The sequence below is a fragment of the Nostoc favosum CHAB5714 genome (genome assembly GCF_020829495.1).
Classification (GTDB): domain Bacteria; phylum Cyanobacteriota; class Cyanobacteriia; order Cyanobacteriales; family Nostocaceae; genus Nostoc; species Nostoc favosum.
The window spans coordinates 19979-43442 of record NZ_JAIVFQ010000023.1 but is presented as its reverse complement, the minus strand read 5'-3'; the positions used below and the strand labels follow the sequence as shown (position 1 = coordinate 43442).

Here is a 23464-nt window from a genome sequence, read left to right as displayed (position 1 = left end):
AAGGAGCGTTCAGTCTTTTTTTGTAGCCATAAAAAAAGGTAGAATTCCTGAGTACCAATACTTTTGAAACAGGAAACATATACTTTTATGGAAAAATAGATATATGCAAATGTTAATTTAAGTCTTTCAGTATTAGATTTTCAAGAGCATATTACGAAAGTTTTAGATTTGACGAATATCGAGGAATGGGATGGAGAAGTTGTTAAAGAAAGAGAAGAAAAAATTAGACAAGCTGCGTTAATTTTAGCAGGTCAATGCATAGCTATATTATTCTATAATCTATCTCAATCAGAGTTGGGTAATCAAACAGCCATTAGTTAAACAAAAGGATGGTGGCATCCCAAAACACAGAAACACGATTATAGAAAACGATAAATATTAACTATTGGAAATGTTTTAATGACTCTAAAATTACTATACGTGGTAAAAATAACAGAAAAAATAAACGAGAAAAATAAAGCCACAAATCAAGGGCTATTGAAAGTTTAATCCGGCTAGTGGTCAATTTAAGAATAAAGGGAAATAGTAAATTTTGGTAACAAGATAATGCAGAAATTATCCTACATCTGCGATGTCAATGGATGACTAAAAGTTGGAATAACAAAAGTTATTCCATCTTCACGTCTTTCATCAACCCTCAAGCATTTGGCTAAATTTTATACCTTAAACTGGGACTAAAAATTTTTATTGTAATAATAAATACTCCTCTTCCTATCTGTTGACGTAGACAGTTTAGTTAAATAAGCTTCAAGTGCTTGACTAGAAATCTTTTTGAGATATTTCAAAAAGATAAATTTTAGTACAAATTCTTTAATTAAAAGTTATTTAAATGACTTTTTGTCTCAGTGTGGAGATTAGCGTAGGCGCAGCCCGCCGTAGGCATCGCACCCAATTTGGAATCATCTCACAAAATCGCATTGCTCCCCCCGGTCGGCGGTTTATGCGAGAAATATGCTGCCTATAGCTTATGTTAAAAAGTTGTTAACGTCTTATTAACAGTTTTGGCACTTTGGTAGCGCTGCCTTAAAAAATAAATTAGCCGAGCCTGGAAAAGTTTCCCAAATAGCGCTTTTTAGCGAGATCGAATTCCCGTTAAAAATACGTTAATAACAGTTAAAAAGCAGTTAAGAAGCAATTTTTAACAGCATATTTGACATTAGTCAACCTGCTAATGATAGTTGCTATTGAAAATTAGCAAGTGATAAAGTTTACTAGGAATTAAATGATGTTATACATCAAATCAAGGAGAAACATGTATGGCTACCATTATTGGCACCACCGAAAGAAACGTCATAACAGGGACTGAAGAAAGTGACATTATATTTGCCGACGCTAATCCCGACGTTGTAAGTGGTGGACCTGGCAACGATATTATAGATGGCGGCGCTAATGACGACTTTCTGTTTGGCGAAGCTGGCGACGACTCTCTGTTTGCCGGCAATAGTGGTACTGCTTTCCTTAACGCTTTGTTTGGCGGTGATGGCAATGACGCTCTCTTTGGTAGCAATGCCGTAGACGTTTTGTTTGGGGGTGATGGCAATGACGCTCTGTTTGGCGAAGATAGTAACGACATTCTAAATGGCGGTGATGGGATCGATGTTCTGAGTGGCAGCGATGATAACGACATTCTAAATGGCGGGGATGGCCAAGACTTAATAAATGGTAACGACGGCAACGACGTTCTGAATGGCGGCAATGACAGCGACGTTATGTTTGGCGACGACGGCAACGACGTTCTGAATGGCGGCACTTTCAGAGACGCTCTGAGTGGCGGCAACGGCGACGACGTTGTGAATGGCGAAGACGGCGACGACGTTCTGTTTGGTAACGATGGCAACGACGTTCTGTTTGGTGGAAATGGCGTAGACGTTCTGAGTGGCGGGTTGGGCACAGATACTCTAGTGGGTGGTGCTGGTGCTGATACGTTTGTTTTCGGTATCCTAACAAAAGAGATTGACGAAATTAGAGACTTTACGGTTGCTGATGATACTATCAGTGTCTCTGCTCTTAGTTTCGGTGGTGGGTTAATAGCAGGTGCTGCTATTGAGTCCGATCAGTTCATAATTGGTGCAGCAGCGGGTGATTCTAGTGATAGGTTTATCTACGACAACACTAATGGTGCGCTGTTCTTTGATGTAGATGGTATAGGCGGGAGCGAACAATTCCGGTTTGGGACGTTATCGCCCGATCTTGCCTTGACCAGTAGTAACATTTTCGTTAATGACGCTGTCACAACCATACTTCCTCCAAACCCTCCATTCAATCTTGTTGTATCAGGTTAACCCGAATTTCTCACAAGCAATAAAAAATTGTTCTTCACAGGACTTACGCATTGACAGAAGTATCGTGATGTGCATTTAAGCTAGATTTCTGTGCTAGCTGTTCTAGGATCAAGTCGCAAGCTACTTGAAGAGATAAATTTCTCTGGACTTCGTACCAGTTTTCAATTAACTCTTGAGTTCGCATTAATTCTAGTTGCGTGAAAGCGCGGATAGCACAGTGTTGCGGGTCTTGGTTACAGCTGCCAATGTGGGTGAGCGTCAAGGGGGAAAGCAAGTTCTCAAACGGGTCAAACAGTCAAACAAGCAGGTATTTCGTTTGACGACCCTGTGGGTGGATGGCGGCTTTGACGGTGAACCGTTTATGCAGTGGGTGATAGACTTTTGTCGTTGGATTGTGCAGGTGGTTCTGCGACCGCAAGAAACCAAGGGCTTTGTATTGCTCAAAAAACGTTGGGTGGTTGAGCGTACTTTTGGTTGGCTAATCCCGGATTTCTCACCACATCTCTCAAAGCCTGCGCTTGTGCAGGGGAGCAGGGGAGCAGGGGAGCAGAGGAGCAGGGGAGAGTAAGTTCTTTCCCCTCTGCCCCTCTGCCCCTCTGCCCCTCTGCCCCTTCTTCCCCTTAAGCTTGTGAGAAATGCGGGTAATGGGGTGTCGGCGATTGGTCAGAGATTATGAGTTATTGCCCCAAACATCGGAGACGTTTATTTACCTTGCCATGATCCGGATCATGGTGAGGCGATTAGCATAAAATTTGACTACTCAAAACTTTTCAAACACCCTCTTAGATATAATCCGCAAATCTTATCGTCTGGCAACCTCTTTCAAAACTTCCTGTTGTCAAATACTCCTAAGATTAACTCGTTTTAAATGTTTAAAACCTTAGGCTAATTTATTCTTGCAAACATTAAGTATTTCTGTGCCAAAAAGTGAAAAGAAAATGGTATTGCACCCTTTTGCTATTGCTTTAAGTTTAAGCGGCTCAATAAATAATATACCTTTTGCAATAGCTAGGTTTGATCGATAATTTCTGTAAGTCCTACGGCTCTTGCGTTAATCAATTAGCCACTGCATTAATAAGTAAATTATCGAGGTGAACATAAAACTACCAAATAACATCGTCCATGTTACTGCCATAGTTATGAAATTTATCCACTTATTATGATGATGAAATCGTCGCGCCTGCCAAATAATTAGTGTGAGATTTGTAGAAAGAGAAAACGCGATTATATTAGCTAGCAATAACCAATGGTCTTCAGTTACGCCTTGCATCCAAGGTATTAATGAACCTCCATTTGCGCTATCAGGGCGAAAAGTCGGATCTCTTAACGGTGAAACTTGATAAGCAAAAAGACTAGTAGCTATCGTTAAAAACAGCAAAAATATCAAACTGAAAATAGAAAAGTGCCGAATCCGTTGAAAACTTGTCATACAATCTCCTGAAATTTCAGCTAGCGCTCGCCTGATGACTACAACCAAAGCTGCAACTAAGAGCAATGATATTGGTTATTTGGTTCATTTAATTTTTCAGACCGGATCTAATTCTAAAAGGTTTCAAAACTATTTATACAAATTCTTGTTTGAATGCTACGGAGTAAGGGACTACAGCTAGATTTTAAACACTAAGTAGACAATGTAAAAATAAGTTTCTCGGCTCAAAAACTCCATCTGACTGTGAAAACTGCGATAGCGGGTAGTCGGTGTGGAAGACGAATGTGCATCCATTCCTAAGCCTTGTGCCATCGATACAGCTCGCTTCATATGCAATGGATCGCTAACAATAATCAACTTGGTTAATTGGTGAGCATTCGCTACTTCTAAAGCATTTTTGAGGTTCTGGTGAGTTGTGCGAGATTGAGTTTCAGTGAAAATATCAGCAGCTTTTACCTGTTGCGCGAGTGCATAATTTTTTCCAACTATAGCTTCAGCTGGTTCATTACTCTCGCCAACTCCGCCAGTAAAAATGATTGGCATTACAAAGGTTATAAGTCAGCACAAGCCAGCGTATTACAGACGGCATCCGCGAATTTGAGCTTCTTCCTTGGCAGCCGACAGACATGGTTGCTGGTGATGGGGTGCTGAGTAAGGAAATCTGGGGATGGAGGAAGTAGCGATCGCTCTCAAAGCGGGGCGTAGACATCACCCAAATTATTGAACCTGCTGCAAGAATATCGATTGCCTATTGAATGACCCCCAAAAGTTGGTTTCAAAGATTTCCTTAGCTTGTTCTAAAGAAGTTTCTTCCAGCATACTGGCATGAATTTGTCCAGCATTATTAATTAGTAAATCAATACGATTAGTCCGTGTAAGCAACTGTTTGATACATGATTGCACTGAGTCATCAGAGGTAACATCGAGTGTCAACATTTCCACATCAACTGATGCTGGATGTGACTTGCGACTAGTACCGAAGACGGCGTAGATATAGCGAAGCTGTCACCAGGGGCAAGATAGCCTGAAAGTACTGCGGTGGATGACTTTCAGACTATAAGATTAAGAGACATACGAACACTAGTATTCTTAGACACATTTACCCCGTCTCAATTGGCAACCTGACATTAAGATCCAAACGAAAAGTACCATAGGGATTAACGTGACCCCAAATTAAAGGCGAAAGCGCCCGCAAATCTTCCAACTTCATCAACTTCATCCATTGGGGTTGGGACAAAACCTCCTGAATCATCAACGTATTTATATATACCAAAGATATCTGGAGTAAATGCAGAGATAACACAGCTAATTCTTGGTCGGACAAACGATTAGTAGCAATCTCCCCACCCTTGCCATAAAAAATAAAACTGTTAGCACTATTCCAGTTCTCAACCACGTTGAGTCCAGCATTTATCTCTTGCCGCAGTTCAACCGAATGCAGGTATTTACATAAAAATATAGTTTTTACAGCCTTGCCCAATTCCGCCAAGGCTTGATAAGTAGGGTGTAATAAATTACCCCTAGTAAAACGCTTTAAGATGGCTTCAGTTTCTGCCATACCCAAACGCAGAGCAGTAGCATACTTCACCATTTGGTCATATTGTTGGCGAATCAAATCCCAATTTATCGCACGAGTTAAAATCGGTTGCAAGTTTGGATAAGCATCATTATTTCCAGTTGACGGGCGGTATAATTTCTGAATATTTATACGTTTAAGACGCGGCATTAACTGAAAACCCAGTAAATGACAGAAAGCAAAAGCCACTTCATTTTGACCGTGACTATCTACATAATTTGTCTCCACTTTCATCTCAGTACAGTGGCGTAATAATCCTTCAATCATGGCTGCCACCTCAGAGGAAGAACAAGTTTTTAACTGTGAATAAATACAAACAGAATTCTTCTCAACGTGCCAATAAATCATCACACCCCTTCCACCATAACGGATGTGCCATTGGGTGATTAAATTTTGATCCCAAGCACCAAACTTTTTTGAGTCAGAAGCGCAAGCGGTTGTACCCTCTCCCCAAATAGTAGAAATTCTGGCAGTAAAAATTGCATTTGCAACACAGGCAATAGCATTGCGTAATTGTTCTTTCTGAATAAAATGTCGCTTGACATGGAGTAAATCTTGATAATTATCGCCTTTAATTTCATCACTTAAACGCTTTAATCCAGTATTCGTTCCTAAACCATATAAACAAAGTAGCAAGCGTTTTTGTAAAGTATAATCGCTTAAAACCTCTCTGGTTGATACACTCTGAAAGTGTTGGCTAAACTTAACTCGTAAATCAGTTTCTTTCAGAATATCTAAGAGGCTAGTCATGCGCCAACGTCTAGTAATTTCAGTTTTCAATCTTGTCAAATTAGTTGGTTCATTTTGAGGATTCAAAGGAGAAACACAAATTCGGCTTTTACCTGTAGTTTTAAGTGTGACTAATTTGTTCTTAGGTATTCCTGTATCCAATAAAGTTAATGATTGCTCCAAAGATTGCTGCAAATTAGCAATAAAAATTTCCACATCTGATGGTTGTTTCAAAGCTTGGAAATATTCTAATCTTTGAGCTTCAAAATCAGCAGGTAAATCTTCTTCAGGGTTTCTGTAACGATTAGCTCCTACAACCCATATTTCCTTGCATCTCAGCTTTTCTCTCAATGCTTGCAGCACACTCAACTCATAATTAATGCGATTAACTTTGATTTCGTCGTCTGCTCCAGTCTCTAATATAATTTCTTGCCAACCACTACGTAATACCCCCTCAATGGGTATATCTTCTCCTGCATCATAATAACGCTGTTTACTATCAGCATATTTTTTCAGTAAAGATATCGCTTGAATAACTGGACGATGAACTTCATTATTTGAACGGAATTCTAGCTTGTTTAAAATTAACGGTAAAATTCGGCGATAATATCCGCCATAAGAAGAGCGCATCACCGTATAAACTTTCTCACGGTAAGCATTCCCTGTAGATTTATATTCTTTCACTAAATTCTTGAGAGTTACCTCACTCACCACAGGAAAAATCACATCTTTGATTGTGCCATCAGGTGTTTTCAAAGAAGCTTCTGCCATTTGATATAGTAGATTATTCTTTCCATGAACCCGCTTAAAATCCTGAATAAGTTCTTTATCTACACGTTTTTCTGCGTTGGCACCTATGCGATGCACAATCTGGATGAGTAACTCTACTAAATTATCTATAACTTCTTGACTTCTGAGCCAACAAAAAGCTGTAAATAGTGTGTAACGGATATGTTCTGGGTGACGGCGTAAGTCACGAGAATGTTCAACAATTACCCGACTTTTATAAACTTGGAGAACTTTGGTGGGAATTTTTTTAAATAAGTTTGCTGGTAATTCTAATTGCTCAAAAATCTCTAATTTAGCAACTTCTTTTTGAAAACTTTCTACACCAATTCTCCCTGGGTCTGTTTTTAGTTCAGCCCATGTTAATATGGGAACGTCAGTGTTGATTTCTGAGCTTTTCGTGTTATTTAACTGTTGAGATAATTGGATATATCCCGGATTATTCAGTTGTTTATCATGATTTACTTGTGTGGTATCATTTAATTCCTGATCTGAAGCTTTCTCTTTCAAAAAATCATCTATCCACTTTTTAGATTGGTTAGATAACTGGGAAGTTATGTTCCTAAAAAATTTATATTCAAAATTTCTGATAGCAGAGCGAATGATGCGTTCTAATCTGGAATCAGTCGGTGGTTCAAGTTTTAAATTCCGTAGTCTCGCCACGGCTGCAAGTTTTAGCTGTTCAAACTTTAACTCATAAATTAGTGCTTGTTCAGCTAACCAATTAGTTAACTCTTTAGCATCAGTAACTTTGGTTTCTTGAAATCCAAAGAATTCTCTGATTTGAGCGCGATGATATTTTATGGAGCGTCCTTGCCAATCGTAATAAGAGTACTTTTGGGGGGAAATATCTAAAAGTTTGGCAACATAATCAACAACGCTTCTGGATATTTCTTGATTATTCTCTGGAAATCTGGCATAAATCTCAAAAAACTTAAGCAATATAGCAAAACCTAACCGATTTTCGTCATTTTTCTGATTTAGTAGTGCTAATTCAAGAGGGAGTAGCGTCCAATACTCTACTAATTCTTCTGGCTGCCAGGTTTTTTTCATTAAGTCTCACTCTTCAACCAAACAGTATTCTAGCTTCTTTGGGGTAGGAATCTTTAACTGAGATAAAATGCTGTTTCTTGGTGAAGAACATAGTGTAACTGATTGATTCTATATAATTGCCCTAAAGGTCAGCATATAGATCGGAATTAATCAGTATATTCAAGGCATGACGTGCGGCTGATTCTGATTTCTGTGTTCGCGGAGCGTCTCGTAGAGAGGTGACTTTAGCGTAACGTAAAGTTGTCTGAATGCTTTCATGTCCCATTAACGAGCATAATTCTTCAATACTGATTAATCCCACTCGTTCTGTAGCAAATGTATGTCGTAAATCGTGAATGCGAACTCCTTGAAGCTGCGGATACTTGTTGGTTGTCTCCCGCCAATAATCATGCAATGTATGGTAGCTGATTCTACTTACTTTTAGGGTGACTGGATGTTGTGCTGTAAACAAGGCATCTGTGTTTTTATGCCGTGAGTATTTGAAGTATTTAGCAAGTGCTGAAGCTGCATCATCACTGTAATAACACCAACGTTGTTTGTTACCTTTACCTAATACTTGAAATTTCTGGTTTTTGATATCTACAGAATCTATATTTAGGGCTAAAAGCTCCCCTATTCTACATCCTGTGCGATGTATTAAATAAACTATTGCACTAAAACGTAAGTCATCTTTTACGGCAGAATATAGTATATTTAGTTGTGATTGTGTTAGATATCTTATTGTATTGTCGCTTTTATGTTCGCCTTTCTATCTTTCAGGTAGACGTTGTTTTAGTCCCCGGATGGGGTTGGATTTTATATACCCTTGTTCTACTGCAAAGTTAAGCAAACTTTGTAGTATTGCTTGATGCTTGTGGTGTGTTGTGTATTTTAAATGACTAAGATTATTTAGATACTCGACTAATGTTTGCTTACTGATAATTTCTATTGACCAACTTCCATACTTTTGCAGTAAAAGTCCGAGGGTCAGTTCATAGGTTTCTCTAGTACTTAGTGCTAGACCAGGACGCTCTAAAAATTCGGTCGTGACAGTGGCTAAAGTTACAGCCGATTTCACGGTTGTTTCTGTATTCTCTCGCTTGGTTTTTTATTTATAAATTATATATCTTTTGAGCAGTTACTAACAGCTTTTTATGAATACTTTTAAAACTCCTCAGCCATCTGAATCCTTGTCCAGTTATGTGTCGCGGATCAGGAAGAAACTCAATTTAACTCAGTTTGAGTTGGCGGATGCTGCTGGTATACATGGACGCTCTGTCGGGAAAATTGAGCGGGGACTTACGGTTAAAATTAATCGCCGGACGCTTCAAGGTTTAGCGATCGCCCTTGGTGTACCCCAAGAGTATCTTTCTGCTGTGATCAAGGGTGAGGAAGTATCTCAGGTTAGAGGGGTTAAGTTTTGTCCCCAATGTTGGAATCCTGGCGCGGCGGTTGACCGTATGTGGAGTCACGTCAAAGCCAAATTTTGTTATCTCTGCGGTACACCGATTCGAGCAACTGCGCGAATTGCGGTGAGTTGGTGTTGTCTTTGAGACACCGATTTTGTCCAATCTGTGGCTGTGCTTATAAAACGCCCGTCAAAACCCAATGAGCAACTCTTTTTTCTCAAACCCATACTCCACAATGCTTTCAGGCTATCTTGCCCCTGGTGACAGCTTCGCTATATCTACGCCAGATGTACTATCAGAAGGTCAAAACCTGCAAGATGCTGGCGTGTTAGTTAACTATGACCTGCATTGGAACCCAGTACGTATGATTCAAAGGGCAGGACGCATTGACCGCTTAGGCACTGATTATGACGAGTTGTTTATCTACAACTGCTTTCCAGAACAGGGACTAGACGATTTATTAGGGCTAGTTAGAAGATTACAAGAGCGCATCGCTACCATTGACCGGGAAGTAGGGCTAGACGGTAGTGTACTAGGTGAAACTATTTCTGGTAAATCATTAGACGAACTGTACAAACTCAAGATGGCTGACACCGATGCAGAAAAACAAGCCATTTTAGAGGAACTAGAACAAGCATCTGATTTGGTATCCCTAGATGAGATGAGATTACCGTTACTAGAGTTTTTACAACAAGCAAGCAAGGAACTAATTGATGATATTCCCTTTGGTATTCATAGCACCTGGAATAAACCCATACCCCATCCCAACGTTCCTGATGGGGGAATATTCTTTGCTTTTCGGGTACAAGACAAGCACTTTTGGCATTTTTACCCACGCATTGATAATGCTATCTCCCTAGACCCTAATAGGTTGATTAGCGACAAACGCACCATCTTTAACTGGCTTAAATGCCAATCCTCAGATTTTCCCAAACCTGATGAATTACCACCAGTTGAGTTTGATAACCGCATTTTCCCTGTTTTAGAAAGAGCCATAGGCAATCTGTTTACATCTTTCCAGCAACAGCAGACGGCTAAAGGCATTAAGCCGCAAATGTCAAAGCTCCTGCAAAATATTCATCATGCCCTCACCCAGCCTGATTTATTTCAAAGTGAACCAATTGATGAAGAAACCAAAGAACGGGTCTTAAAGGTAATTACCACAGTTAATTCCCGTAGTTATGAACGAGATATTAAGGCAGTTTGGGAGAATTTCAAACAACATAAAAATATTAACTTACTCATTTTCGAGTTAGATGAATATTTTGTAGACACTGACCAATATGAGGAACTTGCAGATGACCAAGATATAAGACCTATCGAAATTATCCAGCAAAAAGACATCAAGTTAATTTGCTATGAGTGGTTTAAACCGGATTCTTAGAGGAAAAGTTAAGGATGCGATGTGCCAAGCAGTTATCTTTATTTGATGTAGACACCACCGGAGAATCACCACAGTTGCAAATCCCCGACATTCTCAAAATTATGGATTTGCAACAGGAACAGTTAGCCAGGAGTTTAGGTGATGGGCATCGGGTAATTCATGGTGTAGCGGGTTCAGGAAAAACCATGATTTTAGCCTACCGTTGTCAGCACCTTGCACAAGTCAGTAATAAACCAATTTTAGTGTTATGTTTCAATGTCTCTCTTGCTGCCAAACTTAGGCAAGTGGTTCAAGAAGACCCAAACAAAATTAGTCGCATCCGAGTAAGACACTTTCATGGCTGGTGCATGGATTTACTCAAAAAGTACAACATCCCCAAACCCGACTCTAGTAGTCTGCCAAGCAAAGTTTGCTAAGTAATACCTGTGATTGGTAAACTAGCTAAAAACAGGGAATAATATGGCAAAGAAGTACATCGTTGACTTGAGTGAAGATGAAGTTGCTCAACTGCAATCAATAATAAAGAAAGGTAAGCACAAGGCAAGAACTATAACCCGTGCAAACATTCTTTTGATGGCTGCTGAAGATGAAACAGACTCAGCGATCGCTGATAGAGTTAGAGTTCATGTTGCAACAGTACAACGGACACGAGAAAAATTTGTCATTGGTGGATTAGATTTTGCGCTAAAGGATGAACCACATCCACCAAAACCTCAAAAATTAGATGAAAAGCAAGAAGCATTTTTGATTGCAACGGCTTGTTCTAATCCGCCAGAGGGGAGAGTGCGTTGGACAATGCAATTATTAGCGGATCACTTAGTAAACCTTGGGATAATAGATTCAATTTCCGACGAAACAATACGTCAAACTCTAAAAAAAACGAGATTAAACCGTGGTTAAAAGAACAGTGGTGTATTCCCGAAGTTAACGCAGAGTATGTATTCAGAATGGAGGATGTTTTGGATTTGTACAATGAGTCATATAATCCGAAAAAATCTACAGTCTGTCTAGATGAACGTCCATATCAATTAGTAGAAGAAGTAAGACTTCCTTTGCCACCAGAACCAGATCAGCCTGAACGTTATGATTATGAGTATAAACGCAATGGAGTTGTAAATTTATTTGCATTTTTCGAGCCTTTAGCAGGGTGGAGACATATTGAAGTCACACAGCGTCGTACAAAAGTAGATTTGGCAAAACAATTAAAAGATTTAGTAGATGTTTATTACCCCCAAGCTGATGTGATTCGTTTAGTTGTTGATAATCTAAATATTCATACTCCAAGTGCATTATACGAGGTGTTTTCGCCACAAGAAGCACGTCGAATTATTCAAAAATTAGAGTTTCACTATACTCCTAAACACGCTTCTTGGTTAAATCAAGTAGAAATTGAGTTATCTGTTTTATCCCGTCAATGTTTAGAACGGCGTATTCCTAATGCAGAAACGTTAACTTCCGAAATCGCCGCTTGGGAGAAACAGCGTAATCAACAAAAAGCCAGTGTCTATTGGGGTTTTCAAACTAAAGATGCTCGTAGAAAAATGCAGCGCTTATATCCGAGTTTAACCTAGCAAAGTTGCCTTGGCAGACTACTAGCAGAGCGAGTGCAACAATTACACGAGCGAGATATCCCCTGGAACGAAATAGCAATTATTTACCGCTCCAACTTTATGGGCGATCGCATCTACAACGACTTCCAACAAGCCCAAATACCAATAGAGTGGGTAAACGCCAGCAGTGACAGCCGCAACTATCACCCGGACGAACAAAGCATCAAACTCATAACCATGCACTCCAGCAAAGGGCTAGAGTTCCCAGTGGTGCTTATTCCTGGTATTGGTTTTATGCCTGACCAGTACGGACACGGTACACCAGAAGAAGAAGCGCGACTATTGTATGTGGCGATGACACGGGCAATGGAGCAACTGATTTTGAGTTGCGATCGCTCATCAGAATTTACCAACCGCTTGGAGACGGTATTAGGTAAAGTGGCAGTAATTTGATTGTATTTATCCTTCATTCAAGCAATCGCTCTCCCCATTCTTAGAGGAAAAGTTAAGGATGCGTAGTTTACCAATCGCGCTCAAGCCTAAAAATAAGCAGTTTAACCAAGATAAGGATATTGTGGCGGTTTGATTTTCAATAATTCTGTCCAGTATTTTATAGCATTATGTTTCGTGGTTTCGATGTCACGCGATTTGTGAACTCTGCCTATTTCCATTAGAAAATATGTAAGTTTAAGAGCAGTAAGTAAGTTAATCAACCCTACCGCTTTAAAATTTTGTAAAAATAAGTGGAGCAGAATTTGTAATTTTTGTTTATGACGAAAATACATCCACCATTTCATTTGATGTATGGCGATACTGGTTTGATAAACTAATGTAGTTTCTACTTGGGTTAATTTATCTTTAGCTTGATAATAAAACTGCATTTCTTTGTCAAAATTACCTGCTTCTTGGGCTAAAGCAGCATCATCCGCTAATTGATAAGCCTGACTAATTAAGTTACCTGCCGTTTCTGCCTGCTGTTGAGTATAACCAAGTTTCATATATATAGTAGCTGCTGCTAATGCCAATTCTGTAAACTCCTCAGCATCATGTAACCAATATATTTGTGCTTGTAATTCCCCTAGTGTGGCTGCTAAAGTCTCATTCATAACTTTTCCTATAAAGCAATCTGGTAGTAATTGACCATAGCAGTATTTTAGGTGTTAGGCGATGCCTACTGCCTACGGCGGCAAGCTACGCGCCCCCCAATCAAGAGAGGAAATTAAGCAATTGCTCCTGTTGAATTTACCAGTCGTTTGGAGACAGCACTCTTCAAGGTCACAGTTAAAGCAGCATGATTCAAGCGAGGAAACTCTCTCCCTAACGTCTACATTTGTAGATAGTGTAGACAACAGGGCAAATGCACGGTATTTCTGAAACCCTTGTTGGATAAGGATATTGATGAAAAAATAGCCTAAATTATAAAACGCCCCAACCCAAGTATTAAAGCACTATTAGTTCAGGTAAAACAATTAGGGTTGTGTTGGAATAATCAACACTTAACCTGATTGCAAAGAGGGATTAAAGTTGCGCTGTTACACTTTGCTGTGATTCAAACGCGACAATCAGGGGAGTATATGCAGAACTTCAACTTCGAGCGCTTGCTATCAAGTCGCTTGAGACGGCGACAAGTGTTGATTGGAACTGGAGCCTTAACTGGTTTTGCGATCGCCAATCAATGGTCTAACAAAGTTCTCGCCCAACCCCGATTTTCTAATTATCCTTTTAGTCTGGGTGTTGCTTCTGGTGAACCACTTCCAGATAATGTAGTGCTGTGGACGCGTTTAGCCCCCGATCCGCTCAATGGTGGTGGGATGCCACCATATAATGTTCCAGTGCAGTGGCAGGTTGCTACCGACGAAAAGATGCGGCAAGTTGTCCGCAGTGGCACACAGATGGCTACTCCAGAATTTGGACACTCTGTTCATGTAGAAGTGCAAGGATTACAACCTGCACGATGGTACTGGTATCGCTTCAGAGTAGGTAATCAAGTCAGTCCTATTGGGCGGACTCGCACTGCTCCTAACCCGCGCGATCGCGTTGAGCGCTTCCGCTTTGCCTTCGCTTCCTGTCAAAACTGGCAAAGTGGTTATTATGCCGCCTACAAAAATATGGCTCAAGAGGATTTAGACTTAGTGGTTCATCTCGGTGATTATATTTATGAAGGCCCACCGAGTACAACTGCGCTGCGATCGCACGATGGCAATGGTGAGCCATTTACCTTGCAGGAGTACCGTAACCGTCACGCTCTGTACAAGACTGACCCACACCTACAAGCAACTCATGCTGCATTTCCTTGGCTAGTCACTTGGGACGACCACGAAGTTGACAATAATTGGGCAGACGAAATTCCTCAAGACCCCGAAGCACAGTCACGCTCGGTGTTCCTTGCCCGCCGTGCTGCTGCTTTTCAGGCATATTATGAACACATGCCACTGCGGGACTTCTCAAAGCCTAGAGGTCTTGATTTGCAGCTCTACCGACGGTTGACTTTTGGCGATCTCGTTGAATTCAACGTCCTAGATACCCGCCAGTACCGTACCAATCAACCCTGTGGTGACGGACGTAAGCCGCGATGCGCTCTTGCTACTGACCCAACTGCTACAATGACTGGTTCGGAGCAAGAGCGGTGGCTGTTTGAGGGACTGGATCGCTCTGGCGCACGCTGGAACGTCATTGCCCAACAGACTATCATGGCTCAGTTTGACTACGATACCGGAGCAGGAGAAGTCTTCAACCTTGACCAGTGGGATGGTTATGTTGCCTCTCGCAATCGCATTCTCGGTTTCATCCAGCAACGCCGCCCGTCGAACCCCGTAGTCATTACTGGTGACTGGCATTCTAGCTGGGTTAATGACCTGAAGGCTAACTTCGACGACCCCAACTCACAAACAGTAGCGACTGAGTTTGTTGGTACTTCGATCAGTTCAAGCTGTCCTTGGACATTCGACGTAGAAGCAGCATTGCCACAGAACCCGTGGGTGAAATATTTCAATGGTAGACTGCGCGGTTATGTTCGCTGCGATCTGAACCGCGAACGCTGGCGTACTGACTACCGACTGCTGCCTCAATCTCAACCTACTGAAATTACCGTGTCCAATCCAAATGCACCTGTCATTACAGCAGCTTCCTTCGAGTTGCCAAATCAGGGAGTTGTAGCAAAAGTTTAGTAGGTATCAAGCCGAGATGTTTGTAATTTCCTGCAATATGAGTTTAAAAAGCTTGATTTTTCGTTGTAAATAGAGGCTTTTTTGACTCTGATGTAGCGAATTATCAAAGGCAGACAGGATAAGGTTTTTCAGACCATCTTACAGGAAATCACAAGGGTTTCGGCTCAATGCCTTGTAGATTACACGATTAAGGAGCTTTTTGCTTACGCTTTATTGCGATCGCCACCGGAAAGGGCGGGTACGCCATCGCACATTTACTATTTATTTTCTAGTACATTACTAGCCAGTTGTAGCGTTCGCGCAGCGTCTCCAAGAGTTGCGATGACCGAGCGCTGTGGGTTGGCTGCTGAGTTCTACAGCGTTGGGTCAACTTAGGCGATTTGTGGCTGTTCTGTTCTGTTGATATCTCATTTAAACGGCAATTCAGAGACAAGTGATGCCAAATTGCCAGAACCTTTGAACATGGCGCTGTAATTTCAACTTTTACAAGCGAGGAAACCCCAGGCAGGCGTAGCCCGTCGCAGGCGATCGCACCCATTATTAAGGGAAGACTAACAGTAGGAGCGTAGCTTGCCGCCGTAGGCATCGCCCCTTAAGCTTTTGTTATACATAGATTTTAGATTTGACAGTAAAGTTGTTTATACCGCATTTAACAGTAATTTTTATGCACTAATACAGTGAAATACCTTATTAGCACATTGTTTTTGCAGGGAGAAGGCAGTAATCTTTATGTGCTAATAATGTGTTTTAACCTGAACTCAGGTTATGTTAAGCCTCCCCCATAACGAGTCCTTCGATCGTATGCGCTTGTACGATAGGTTCTAGTGCGTCAACGATCCGGCAGGCGAAGTGCTTTCGGTGTTCTACAGGGATAGTCTCGTAGTAAGACTGAGTAAACTGGAGATCGTGCCGCTTTGCGTTTTGGGCATCTGGAGCATCCACACCAAGCACTAGCGCTGGCCGCGATTTTTGGGATTGGTTGGCTGTACCCCGATGAATGGTCAGCGCTGACCGGACAGATATATCTCCACGCTTTGGGAGCTTCCTCACGGTGCGCTCCTGGTATCGGCCATAAAGAGATTTGGGCGGAAACATTTCGTGTTTGAAGCCAATTGGCCGATCCCACTGAGTACCGGGCGCTATCTCGAACGGCCCCATGTCCTCTTCGACATCCACCGTGGTCAAGTTGAAGGCAAGCGAGTTGAGCCTGCGTCCTGTCAGAGTGGCTTCGGGCGCCAGAAAGTCGCGGTGCCACGGCTGATTCATGGAGCCAGTCAGAGGCACGTCGAACCCAATCTCCACGATTTTATAGTCCTTAGAGAGAACTGCGGTTGACACTGCCACTACCCAAGGATGTGTCACGAGGTCGAGAAACCCCCTGATTCTCTCCGGGTGAATCTCTACGTAGTATCGGTTAGGCCCCCGCCCTACCGCCCCTCTAGGACGGGCGAGCGCTTCTGAGAAGAGAACCTCAATATCCTCACCGAGGCGATCTGCCCACGTCGGCTCAAATGCTCCTTTCAATCCAATAATCCCGTCGCCGTAGAGTCCGCCCATTATGGTGGCAGTATCGTACTGCTCATCGAGCGCGGTTGGGGAGATGTCTTCTGTTTTCTCGGCTTGGACGGTGTTAGTGTAGTCAAGGGCAACTTCGTGTGCGGCGGTATTCATCCCAATCTCATCCGTGAGAGCGTTTTAAAACAAGGTTATAACAGGGGTCATCGTGGGCGGGATTAGTGTTTAGTTTGCCCCTGGTGTCAACGACGCTATATTTGCCCCTAATTAGCTCTTGTTTAATCGTTTTTGCACTTACTTTTGTGCTTATGTATTCATAATAAGTATGGTTAAAACTTCTGTAAATTCGGTTCTTATCACCTAATAATATGATGATTACCGCACTTAAGTAGAACTAAAAAAAGATTACGGTTTACTCTAATTGCTCAGTTCGGTAAACCAGAATAAAAACTATTAAGACCAATAATAATCAACTAATTATTCTGCTGTTGAAGGGGATAGTGCAATTAGGCGAGCGCTTACATTCCCAAAACAACAACACCCAAGTTCTACTGGCTTAGTTATTTCCTCACATCTATCATTCGTTCAGGGTTGTACTGATTAAACAATCAGTTACAGCGCCCTCTGTTTACCACTAGGAGGAAATATCAGCGTTCGAGTTGGGTGTTGTTCTTAGTTGACCAGACAGATTGCAATATAACAGCGTTTTTACCTCTTACTAAATTGAACATCGGCTGTCAAATCTGCCTATGAAGCTATAGGGCTTCAATTAATAAGTTATCACTCTATTAAAAGAGGGGATTTACTTTGATACTAAACTTTACTTTTTCTAACTAAACGGTTGCCCCCAGCGCTCCCAGTTCTCTTTATTAAATGGACTGCGCCACTTCAAAATTAAACTCAATTCCAATTCTTGCCGTGCGCGTCGGTCTGTGGGGGTGTCCCACCAAAACGCGATGTTGACTGCTGTCTTCATCTCATAGCGATAATGCAAATCCTGATAGCTGGCGATGTAATCCTTGCAGGCGTGAATCCCTTTCCAGCGCTTGTTACTTCTGCAAGTTTCCCCTACATATAAAATCAGGCCAGCCGCAGAGTCAACAACAAAGTAAAGACACGCATCGCCGGGGCTATCAGCTGGCATCCTCCAAAAAGAGAGCGATCGCACTGACAACTGCAACGGATCAATCCGGTCAGGGTCGCAATGGTTGGGTGCAAGGTCAAACAATGCCGTCTGCTGTGGTGGTTTGCTCTCCCTCACCTTCTGCTGATAGTCCAAAATCTGAGATTTCCACTTCAGCAGGGCATCAGCACTCATCACCAGCCCCTCTGCTCTACGTGCTGGCGTGGGTTTCACTTCTGGAAATAGGTTTAGCTGATTGGGTTGCAAGGGTATTACGGGGAGCGTGCCGACTAGCTGATTATCCAAGAGAACTGACAATTAAGAGCATTTGCTTTTGGTGTCGCCAGAATAACGAAAGTGGTAGAGTATATAGCGATCGCTACGCTAAAAATGTTTTTAAAATATGGCTGACCAAAAAGATAAAGCTCAAGAAAAAAACCGCCTTGAACAGCTTCAAGATGAACAAGGCAACACTGATTCTAAACACTCAGGGGGGAATAGCGCTTCTGGCGGCAATTCAGGTGCAGGTAAATCTGGTACATCAAAAATTTCTGCCACTGGTACACCTGATGATATCGAAAAAATTGATCAGGATCAGGAGTAAAACTGACTCCGACGAGTCAAGGTTTAACTGAGTAACTCAACTCAACAATGGTGGATTGAATACCTTATTATTCAGTCCACATAAGCTTTCGCAACGCGATCATCAGAAGGCTGTCAAAGAATTATGGTCTTTGATATTCAATCCGCACTTGCTTAACGTCAAGCTCAGATTCTAAAAACGCGAGTTTTTCTACTTACTCAAGTTGCTAGTTACAAGAATGCCTATTCTAAGGTGAAGGCAAAGATAAAAGCTCTGAGTTTGAGCAAAAAACCTTTTATCGTGACGTCATGAATTGATTTTGGGAACATCTGAGTAACGCTACAAAAGTTTGAGAATTAGCTGCTCTGAAGTGAAATTAGCCAAAAATTTATGTAAAATTAATGTATTTGCAGCCAATGTAGCATTAAATTACATGCGTCCTGATTGTATCTTGGATTAATCTATTAAACTTTTCAATACTAAGGACAAAATTATGCCGTTTGTGCTGATTCGAGGGACTTTTGAACCAACCAGTGGGGTTCCCGATGGAGATTCAGTTCGGTTTCAGGCAGAGGATGATACATTGTTTGATAAGTTAGAGGGGCGAATTGAATTCAAAAATGGTGGACAAGTTCAGCTTCGCTACGAAGGTATAGATGCTCTTGAGAAAGCGGCAATTCAACCCTTTTCCTCAAATGCAACCAAACGGAATATCCAATTACTCGGTGGCAATCAATCCAGGTTACCCGGATATATCCTATCTAACAATGCTGACGGCAATGGACGTCCTGTTTGCTTTGTCTTTACTGGCGAGCCACCAGATTGGGACAACACCGGAAGAGGAGATGAACTTCAAGCAGACATGCTGCGTCAAAGCGTCAACTACAGGTTGCTCCAGGAGGGACATGTCTACCCGATGTTTTATGAAACCCTTTATAAAGAGTTGCGGGATGAGATGGTGGCTGCAACTGAGGAGGCACGAGCAGAAAATCGAGAAATTTGGTCTGCTGACCGCTCAATGGATGGATTTGAAGTAGATATTCCTCCTGACCTCTCAGCCTTACCACCTATCTTTCCTAAACTTTGGCGGCGGTTGCAATCGTTTTATCAACGTCCATCTAACCGCGATAAAGGAATTAAGGAGTTTATTCGAGAGTTATCCAGAGGAAAAGATCGGCTTTTTACCATTCCTGATCAACGTTCGATTAAGTTTTCTACTACGCTAAAAGTGGATGGGAACAAGATAAAAATGCTGTATAAACCTGAAGAGATGGTGTTTGAGTCGGATGTCCGCTTAGAGCGTCTGGCTGCTAGTATCACTACGTCCTCTGTCTTTGCATAAAAACCTTTTTCTAACGGGACTTAAACATTTTTGAGCAAGAATTAAGGCTGAACCCCCTCAACGCTTGTAAACGCAGTTCGCGGTAAGCGGCGACATATTGCGAGTTTAAAAATCGGATTTTCATGTTAATTGTTGTATTCCCAATCAGTCAAGTTGGGAAAAGCAGCTTTAACTTGCTCTAAAACTTGTTGTATTTCAGGTTTTGTTAATAGCATTATTATTGTTTAATAGAGAATATTAATTTAAATTTAAATTTTTTCTATCTAAAAATTTTACTTGCTGTGGCGTAGCAGATTTAATTTCATACATACCCGGAGTAAATCTCATGTGCCAAATATCAGCCCACATAAAGTTGACCCCGGCTGCGATCGCTGCCTTATAATCCTCGTCTCTATCTCCTATCATCCATGACTTAGTTAAATCAATTCCAAAATCAAATACAGCCTGATAAATCATCCCAGTCCCAGGTTTTCTATATCTGAATTTTTCCTCTAAGAAATTGTCACCTGTGTGATCAGCAAGTTTAACAGGGGTAAATATAGCGTAGCTGACACTAGGGGCAAAGTAGTACAATTTTACCTAGAACCGAGGTTTGTAGTATGCAAGTTACAGGACTGAAACCCTTGTTCTTTCGTTACAGCCTTCTCTAACAAGAAGCAAACAAGGCTTAGATGATTTATCAAAAAGCGACAGTTATAAAGCTTATACAGTAATACTTTCAGCTCATCTTGCCCCTGGTGTCAGCTACGCTATATTTACCCCAATTTGCGAATTCGAGGTGGCAGTAGTCAACTTGCAATGTCATTTGCTCACTTTTTGGGCGATTGCATCCATCTTAATACCCCAGTTGTGCGGATTGGGCAGCAAGAACAAACTGTTGCCGTGAGTTTAAAAACGGTTCAGGGACAGGTTGAAGTATTTGCCGACTGGATTGTTGTCACAATTCCCTGGAGTGTTTTGCGCCATTTGTCTATTGAAGTTCCGCTTATAGAGGCACAACGAGAGGCGATCGCTCACTTGCCCTATGGGATATCGGTTAAGACTTTACTTCAGTACTCCAACCGTTTCTGGCAGCAATCCAGTTGGGGGTTAGTCGTGGCAGAAACACCTTATCAAACGGTCTGGGAATCTACCCTAACTCAGACAGGTGAAGCGGGAATTCTTGCTTGTACAAGCAGTGGGACACCTAGCCGAAATGTTGTTGGACACTCCGTTGAGTTAGCACAACAAACAGTATCCACGCTTAAGCCAAATGCTCCCAAAGCGTTCGCAACTGCAACTCATGACTGGAGTGCTGATCCTTGGTCACAGGGATCTTACTGCTATTTCGTTCCTAGAGACTTGAAAAGCTGGCGCTCTGATTTACCCTACTCTGCCGGAGGAGTCATTTTTGCAGGAGAACATACCGCTCCCGTTGAATATTGTGGCTATATGGAGGGAGCAATTCGCAGTGGACAACGAGCAGCAAAGCAAATTCTAGCTTTCGCTATGACATGAAACGCAGATTTTTCACACTTTTTTACAGATTATTACGGTAAACATTTAAAAGTCAAGGAATGTACGCTTAGATGTAAATCTTTGCAATGGCTGAGTTTTAGTCATCACTGACAAGTGGGGATAGTGCAGTTAGGCGTTGCTTATATATATTCCCAAAATAACAACACCCAAGCTCTACTCACTTAGTTATTTCCTCACATCCATCATCCGTTCAGGGTTGTACTGATTAAGGCCTACTGAGCAATCAGTTACAGCGCCCTCTGTTTACCACTAGGAGGAAATATCAGCGTTCGAGTTGGGTGTTGTTGTTACTTGATGGGACAGATTGCAATACAACAGCGTCTTTACCTCTTACTAAATTGAACAAACAGGCTGTCAAATCTGTCTATGAAGCTATAGGGCCTCAATTAATAAGTTATCACTCTATTAAAAGAGCGGATTTACTTTGATACTAAACTTTACTTTTTCTAACTAAACGGTTGCCCCCAGCGCTCCCAGTTCTCCTTGTTAAATGGACTGCGCCACTTCAAAATCAGACTCCTGCTACAACCATTACTGTAAAAATCAAAGAAGGGTTCTATGAAAGAAACAATAAAACCTTTTAAAAAAATCGCCATATTTGATATGTTGTCAGGAGAGAATTCCGAAATAATTTGTTCTGACAAATCAAAAATTTCTGCTCAAGTTACTAAATGGGTAAATAGAGCTATCAGCAACGGTGCAGATTCGTGTTATATAAGATTATATGAGGCAAATAGAGAAATTATAGATATAATTATTGAGAATCTATCCTACAAAGAATTGCCAATTATTTTACCATTTTCTCTAAATTATAAATCTTCTTTAGTTAGTGCTTTTCATTTTAGAGAAAAAGACCAAATTAAAATGCCAGAGGCAAAAAGCAATAGTATACTGTTTGGAAAATCATGTCACTCATTAAAATCTATAAAAGAGGCAGAGGATGAAGGATTAGACTATGTATTTTTTTCACCTATTTTTGCGACCCCAACTCATCCAGAAGCAAAAGGTATTGGTCTAGATATGCTCACTAAAGCTTGCAAATCAACACAAATGAAAGTTTTTGCTCTTGGGGGAATTAACGAAAAAAATTATCAAAAATGTCTTGATGCTGGTGCGTCTGGTGTTGCAGCAATTAGTATGTTTAAAAAATAAAATATTTTTCCTTGATGCCTTTTTCTTAGCGCTATTAGCATTTGCATAGCCCCAGCAGAGATTACCCTTCCAGTGCTTGTTAGAGCGGTACGTCTCATCCACATACAGCACAAGAGAAGCCGCCGAGTCAACGTGTGAATCAAGGCTGTACCATTAGTAGTTTTATCTTCAAGCTTCGATGTAGATGAAATAATTGTGCAGAAGGAAACTAGGAATATCGGTTACTTCTTCGATACTTGTAATGGGGGTAATGGTGCAGTAGAAGCCATTTTCACAGATTTTCCCAAGTTTGCAGCCGCAGCTTATGCTTTAGCTAGTGAATGTGGTTGTGACATGGGTTGTCCAAGATGCTTACATTCAACTGCTTGTCCTGGGCAAAATGAACCACTGCTCAAGGATGTAGGTTTGTTCTTGTTAGAGGTTATTAGCCAAGCTACACTCAATTCTTAAAATTCAAGTTCAATTTTTGGTGGTTAATTCATGCTAAATACCAGAGGCAGCACTTGCTCAGAATGCAACAACCTGCGACCCTATGTCACAAACCTGGATGTCACGACGAGAGACAATTTGCAACTCGTGAGGGTAACGCGGACGCGGATCGTTCACCAACCAGATTGGAGGAACCATCGTGGTTTCATAGTAATCAATCTGATGCAAAACCCCAGGATTATTTTTGAGTTCTACCACTGTCCCCGGCAGATACTCAAATATTTCATCCCAATCAATAGCCGAATCGACGTTCATCACACTCAACCTGTTTAATACCTGAATTACTTACTTACCCATACCAGCCAGACCTTGACCATTTTTTGAATTCAAAATTCAAAATTCAAAATGTACGCATTAAGAAGAAGATTTATTTTGAATTGATCAATTCTGGGTACAAG

At 41.4% G+C, this 23464-nt stretch carries 26 protein-coding genes and 6 pseudogenes; 17 read left to right on the top strand and 15 right to left on the bottom strand.

Annotated features, from left to right (window positions below):
* Window positions 1-99: 99 nt before the first annotated feature.
* The 3 genes and pseudogenes from LC586_RS17095 to LC586_RS17090 all read left to right on the top strand — a co-directional run.
* Window positions 100-474: pseudogene (locus tag LC586_RS17095) on the top strand (ISLre2-like element ISCst1 family transposase); the annotation flags it as partial.
* A pseudogene (locus LC586_RS42680) lies at window positions 468-653 on the top strand (ISLre2-like element ISCst1 family transposase); the annotation flags it as partial. The pseudogenes LC586_RS17095 and LC586_RS42680, both read left to right, overlap by 7 nt.
* 603 nt (window positions 654-1256) lie before the next feature.
* Complete coding sequence (locus LC586_RS17090) at window positions 1257-2282, top strand: calcium-binding protein (RefSeq protein WP_369010528.1); 1026 nt, start codon at window positions 1257-1259, stop codon at window positions 2280-2282.
* Between the two features lie 43 nt (window positions 2283-2325).
* On the opposite strand, the pseudogene LC586_RS17085 reads toward LC586_RS17090, so the two are convergent.
* Window positions 2326-2496 (bottom strand): annotated as a pseudogene (locus LC586_RS17085) (IS701 family transposase); the annotation flags it as partial.
* Between the two features lie 3 nt (window positions 2497-2499).
* On the opposite strand from LC586_RS17085, the pseudogene LC586_RS17080 reads away from it, so the two are divergent.
* A pseudogene (locus tag LC586_RS17080) lies at window positions 2500-2760 on the top strand (transposase); the annotation flags it as partial.
* Window positions 2761-2935: 175 nt separating this feature from the next.
* Window positions 2936-3031, top strand: a pseudogene (locus LC586_RS17075) (IS5/IS1182 family transposase); the annotation flags it as partial.
* Between the two features lie 302 nt (window positions 3032-3333).
* Here the strand turns inward: LC586_RS17075 and LC586_RS17070 are convergent.
* The 7 genes from LC586_RS17070 to LC586_RS41145 all read right to left on the bottom strand — a co-directional run bounded on the left by LC586_RS17070 (window position 3334) and on the right by LC586_RS41145 (window position 8912).
* Window positions 3334-3711: a hypothetical protein gene (locus tag LC586_RS17070; RefSeq protein ID WP_229485954.1), complete on the bottom strand. Its 378-nt coding sequence runs from the start codon at window positions 3709-3711 to the stop codon at window positions 3334-3336.
* A gap of 177 nt (window positions 3712-3888) precedes the next feature.
* Window positions 3889-4254: a YdcF family protein gene (locus tag LC586_RS17065; protein ID WP_229485953.1), complete on the bottom strand. Its 366-nt coding sequence runs from the start codon at window positions 4252-4254 to the stop codon at window positions 3889-3891.
* On the bottom strand, window positions 4217-4420 hold the full coding sequence (locus LC586_RS17060) for a hypothetical protein (RefSeq protein ID WP_229485952.1): 204 nt from the start codon (window positions 4418-4420) through the stop codon (window positions 4217-4219). The genes LC586_RS17065 and LC586_RS17060 overlap by 38 nt, the downstream gene beginning before the upstream one ends.
* A gap of 8 nt (window positions 4421-4428) precedes the next feature.
* Window positions 4429-4653 (bottom strand): SDR family NAD(P)-dependent oxidoreductase, encoded by a 225-nt coding sequence (locus tag LC586_RS17055; protein ID WP_309143381.1) that lies wholly within the window; start codon window positions 4651-4653, stop codon window positions 4429-4431.
* A 157-nt stretch (window positions 4654-4810) separates the two neighbouring features.
* Window positions 4811-7855: a Tn3 family transposase gene (locus tag LC586_RS17050; RefSeq protein WP_229485950.1), complete on the bottom strand. Its 3045-nt coding sequence runs from the start codon at window positions 7853-7855 to the stop codon at window positions 4811-4813.
* A 121-nt stretch (window positions 7856-7976) separates the two neighbouring features.
* Window positions 7977-8576 carry a tyrosine-type recombinase/integrase gene (locus LC586_RS41150; protein ID WP_309143385.1) on the bottom strand — a complete coding sequence of 200 codons (600 nt, stop codon included), beginning with the start codon at window positions 8574-8576 and terminating at the stop codon, window positions 7977-7979.
* Window positions 8577-8603: 27 nt separating this feature from the next.
* Window positions 8604-8912 (bottom strand): site-specific integrase, encoded by a 309-nt coding sequence (locus LC586_RS41145; RefSeq protein ID WP_309143380.1) that lies wholly within the window; start codon window positions 8910-8912, stop codon window positions 8604-8606.
* Between the two features lie 76 nt (window positions 8913-8988).
* On the opposite strand from LC586_RS41145, the gene LC586_RS41915 reads away from it, so the two are divergent.
* The 6 genes from LC586_RS41915 to LC586_RS40685 all read left to right on the top strand — a co-directional run bounded on the left by LC586_RS41915 (window position 8989) and on the right by LC586_RS40685 (window position 12630).
* Window positions 8989-9387, top strand: coding sequence for a helix-turn-helix domain-containing protein (locus LC586_RS41915; RefSeq protein ID WP_369010527.1), 399 nt, complete (start codon window positions 8989-8991; stop codon window positions 9385-9387).
* Window positions 9375-9446, top strand: a complete 72-nt coding sequence (locus LC586_RS42675) for a hypothetical protein (RefSeq protein ID WP_438822912.1) — start codon at window positions 9375-9377, stop codon at window positions 9444-9446. The genes LC586_RS41915 and LC586_RS42675 overlap by 13 nt, the downstream gene beginning before the upstream one ends.
* A gap of 32 nt (window positions 9447-9478) precedes the next feature.
* A complete protein-coding gene (locus tag LC586_RS17030) occupies window positions 9479-10627 on the top strand; it encodes a helicase-related protein (protein WP_229485948.1) in 1149 nt (382 codons plus the stop codon).
* Window positions 10628-10641: 14 nt separating this feature from the next.
* Window positions 10642-11043: a UvrD-helicase domain-containing protein gene (locus LC586_RS17025; RefSeq protein WP_229485947.1), complete on the top strand. Its 402-nt coding sequence runs from the start codon at window positions 10642-10644 to the stop codon at window positions 11041-11043.
* Window positions 11044-11086: 43 nt separating this feature from the next.
* Window positions 11087-12198, top strand: a protein-coding gene (locus LC586_RS17020) for an IS630 family transposase (RefSeq protein WP_438822911.1) whose coding sequence is annotated in 2 segments (ribosomal slippage) — window positions 11087-11507 and window positions 11507-12198 — 1113 coding nt in all. Because the reading frame shifts where the segments join, the coding sequence is not laid out codon by codon here.
* A 33-nt stretch (window positions 12199-12231) separates the two neighbouring features.
* A complete protein-coding gene (locus LC586_RS40685) occupies window positions 12232-12630 on the top strand; it encodes a 3'-5' exonuclease (RefSeq protein ID WP_229485945.1) in 399 nt (132 codons plus the stop codon).
* A gap of 101 nt (window positions 12631-12731) precedes the next feature.
* Here LC586_RS40685 and LC586_RS17010 read toward each other — a convergent pair whose 3' ends face one another.
* Entirely contained in the window at window positions 12732-13283 is a 552-nt protein-coding gene (locus tag LC586_RS17010; protein WP_229485944.1) for a hypothetical protein, read from the bottom strand.
* Between the two features lie 468 nt (window positions 13284-13751).
* On the opposite strand from LC586_RS17010, the gene LC586_RS17005 reads away from it, so the two are divergent.
* Window positions 13752-15344 carry an alkaline phosphatase D family protein gene (locus tag LC586_RS17005; RefSeq protein ID WP_229485943.1) on the top strand — a complete coding sequence of 531 codons (1593 nt, stop codon included), beginning with the start codon at window positions 13752-13754 and terminating at the stop codon, window positions 15342-15344.
* A gap of 268 nt (window positions 15345-15612) precedes the next feature.
* Here the strand turns inward: LC586_RS17005 and LC586_RS17000 are convergent, their stop codons facing one another.
* The 3 genes from LC586_RS17000 to LC586_RS16990 form a co-directional block, all read right to left on the bottom strand.
* Window positions 15613-15930 carry a hypothetical protein gene (locus LC586_RS17000; RefSeq protein ID WP_229485942.1) on the bottom strand — a complete coding sequence of 106 codons (318 nt, stop codon included), beginning with the start codon at window positions 15928-15930 and terminating at the stop codon, window positions 15613-15615.
* A gap of 182 nt (window positions 15931-16112) precedes the next feature.
* Entirely contained in the window at window positions 16113-17015 is a 903-nt protein-coding gene (locus LC586_RS16995) for a phytanoyl-CoA dioxygenase family protein (protein WP_229485941.1), read from the bottom strand.
* A 673-nt stretch (window positions 17016-17688) separates the two neighbouring features.
* On the bottom strand, window positions 17689-18177 hold the full coding sequence (locus LC586_RS16990) for a GIY-YIG nuclease family protein (protein ID WP_229485987.1): 489 nt from the start codon (window positions 18175-18177) through the stop codon (window positions 17689-17691).
* A 208-nt stretch (window positions 18178-18385) separates the two neighbouring features.
* On the opposite strand from LC586_RS16990, the gene LC586_RS16985 reads away from it, so the two are divergent.
* Window positions 18386-18586, top strand: a complete 201-nt coding sequence (locus tag LC586_RS16985; RefSeq protein ID WP_229485940.1) for a hypothetical protein — start codon at window positions 18386-18388, stop codon at window positions 18584-18586.
* 221 nt (window positions 18587-18807) lie between these two features.
* On the opposite strand, the pseudogene LC586_RS42670 reads toward LC586_RS16985, so the two are convergent.
* Window positions 18808-18900: pseudogene (locus LC586_RS42670) on the bottom strand (IS982 family transposase); the annotation flags it as partial.
* Between the two features lie 158 nt (window positions 18901-19058).
* Here LC586_RS42670 and LC586_RS16980 point away from each other — a divergent pair.
* Window positions 19059-19907 carry a thermonuclease family protein gene (locus LC586_RS16980; RefSeq protein WP_229485939.1) on the top strand — a complete coding sequence of 283 codons (849 nt, stop codon included), beginning with the start codon at window positions 19059-19061 and terminating at the stop codon, window positions 19905-19907.
* 237 nt (window positions 19908-20144) lie between these two features.
* On the opposite strand, the gene LC586_RS16975 is transcribed toward LC586_RS16980, so the two are convergent.
* Complete coding sequence (locus LC586_RS16975; protein WP_229485938.1) at window positions 20145-20480, bottom strand: HAD hydrolase-like protein; 336 nt, start codon at window positions 20478-20480, stop codon at window positions 20145-20147.
* A 192-nt stretch (window positions 20481-20672) separates the two neighbouring features.
* Between LC586_RS16975 and LC586_RS16970 the strand changes: the two genes are divergently transcribed.
* From LC586_RS16970 to LC586_RS16960, 3 genes are all read left to right on the top strand, one after another.
* On the top strand, window positions 20673-21404 hold the full coding sequence (locus tag LC586_RS16970) for a flavin monoamine oxidase family protein (RefSeq protein WP_267921691.1): 732 nt from the start codon (window positions 20673-20675) through the stop codon (window positions 21402-21404).
* A 579-nt stretch (window positions 21405-21983) separates the two neighbouring features.
* The gene (locus LC586_RS16965; protein WP_229485936.1) at window positions 21984-22577 is read left to right on the top strand and encodes a thiamine phosphate synthase; all 594 of its coding nucleotides are present in this window, start codon (window positions 21984-21986) and stop codon (window positions 22575-22577) included.
* 138 nt (window positions 22578-22715) lie between these two features.
* Complete coding sequence (locus LC586_RS16960; protein WP_309143383.1) at window positions 22716-23027, top strand: Zn-binding domain-containing protein; 312 nt, start codon at window positions 22716-22718, stop codon at window positions 23025-23027.
* A gap of 57 nt (window positions 23028-23084) precedes the next feature.
* Here LC586_RS16960 and LC586_RS16955 read toward each other — a convergent pair whose 3' ends face one another.
* Window positions 23085-23321 (bottom strand): hypothetical protein, encoded by a 237-nt coding sequence (locus tag LC586_RS16955; protein WP_229485934.1) that lies wholly within the window; start codon window positions 23319-23321, stop codon window positions 23085-23087.
* Window positions 23322-23464: the final 143 nt, after the last annotated feature.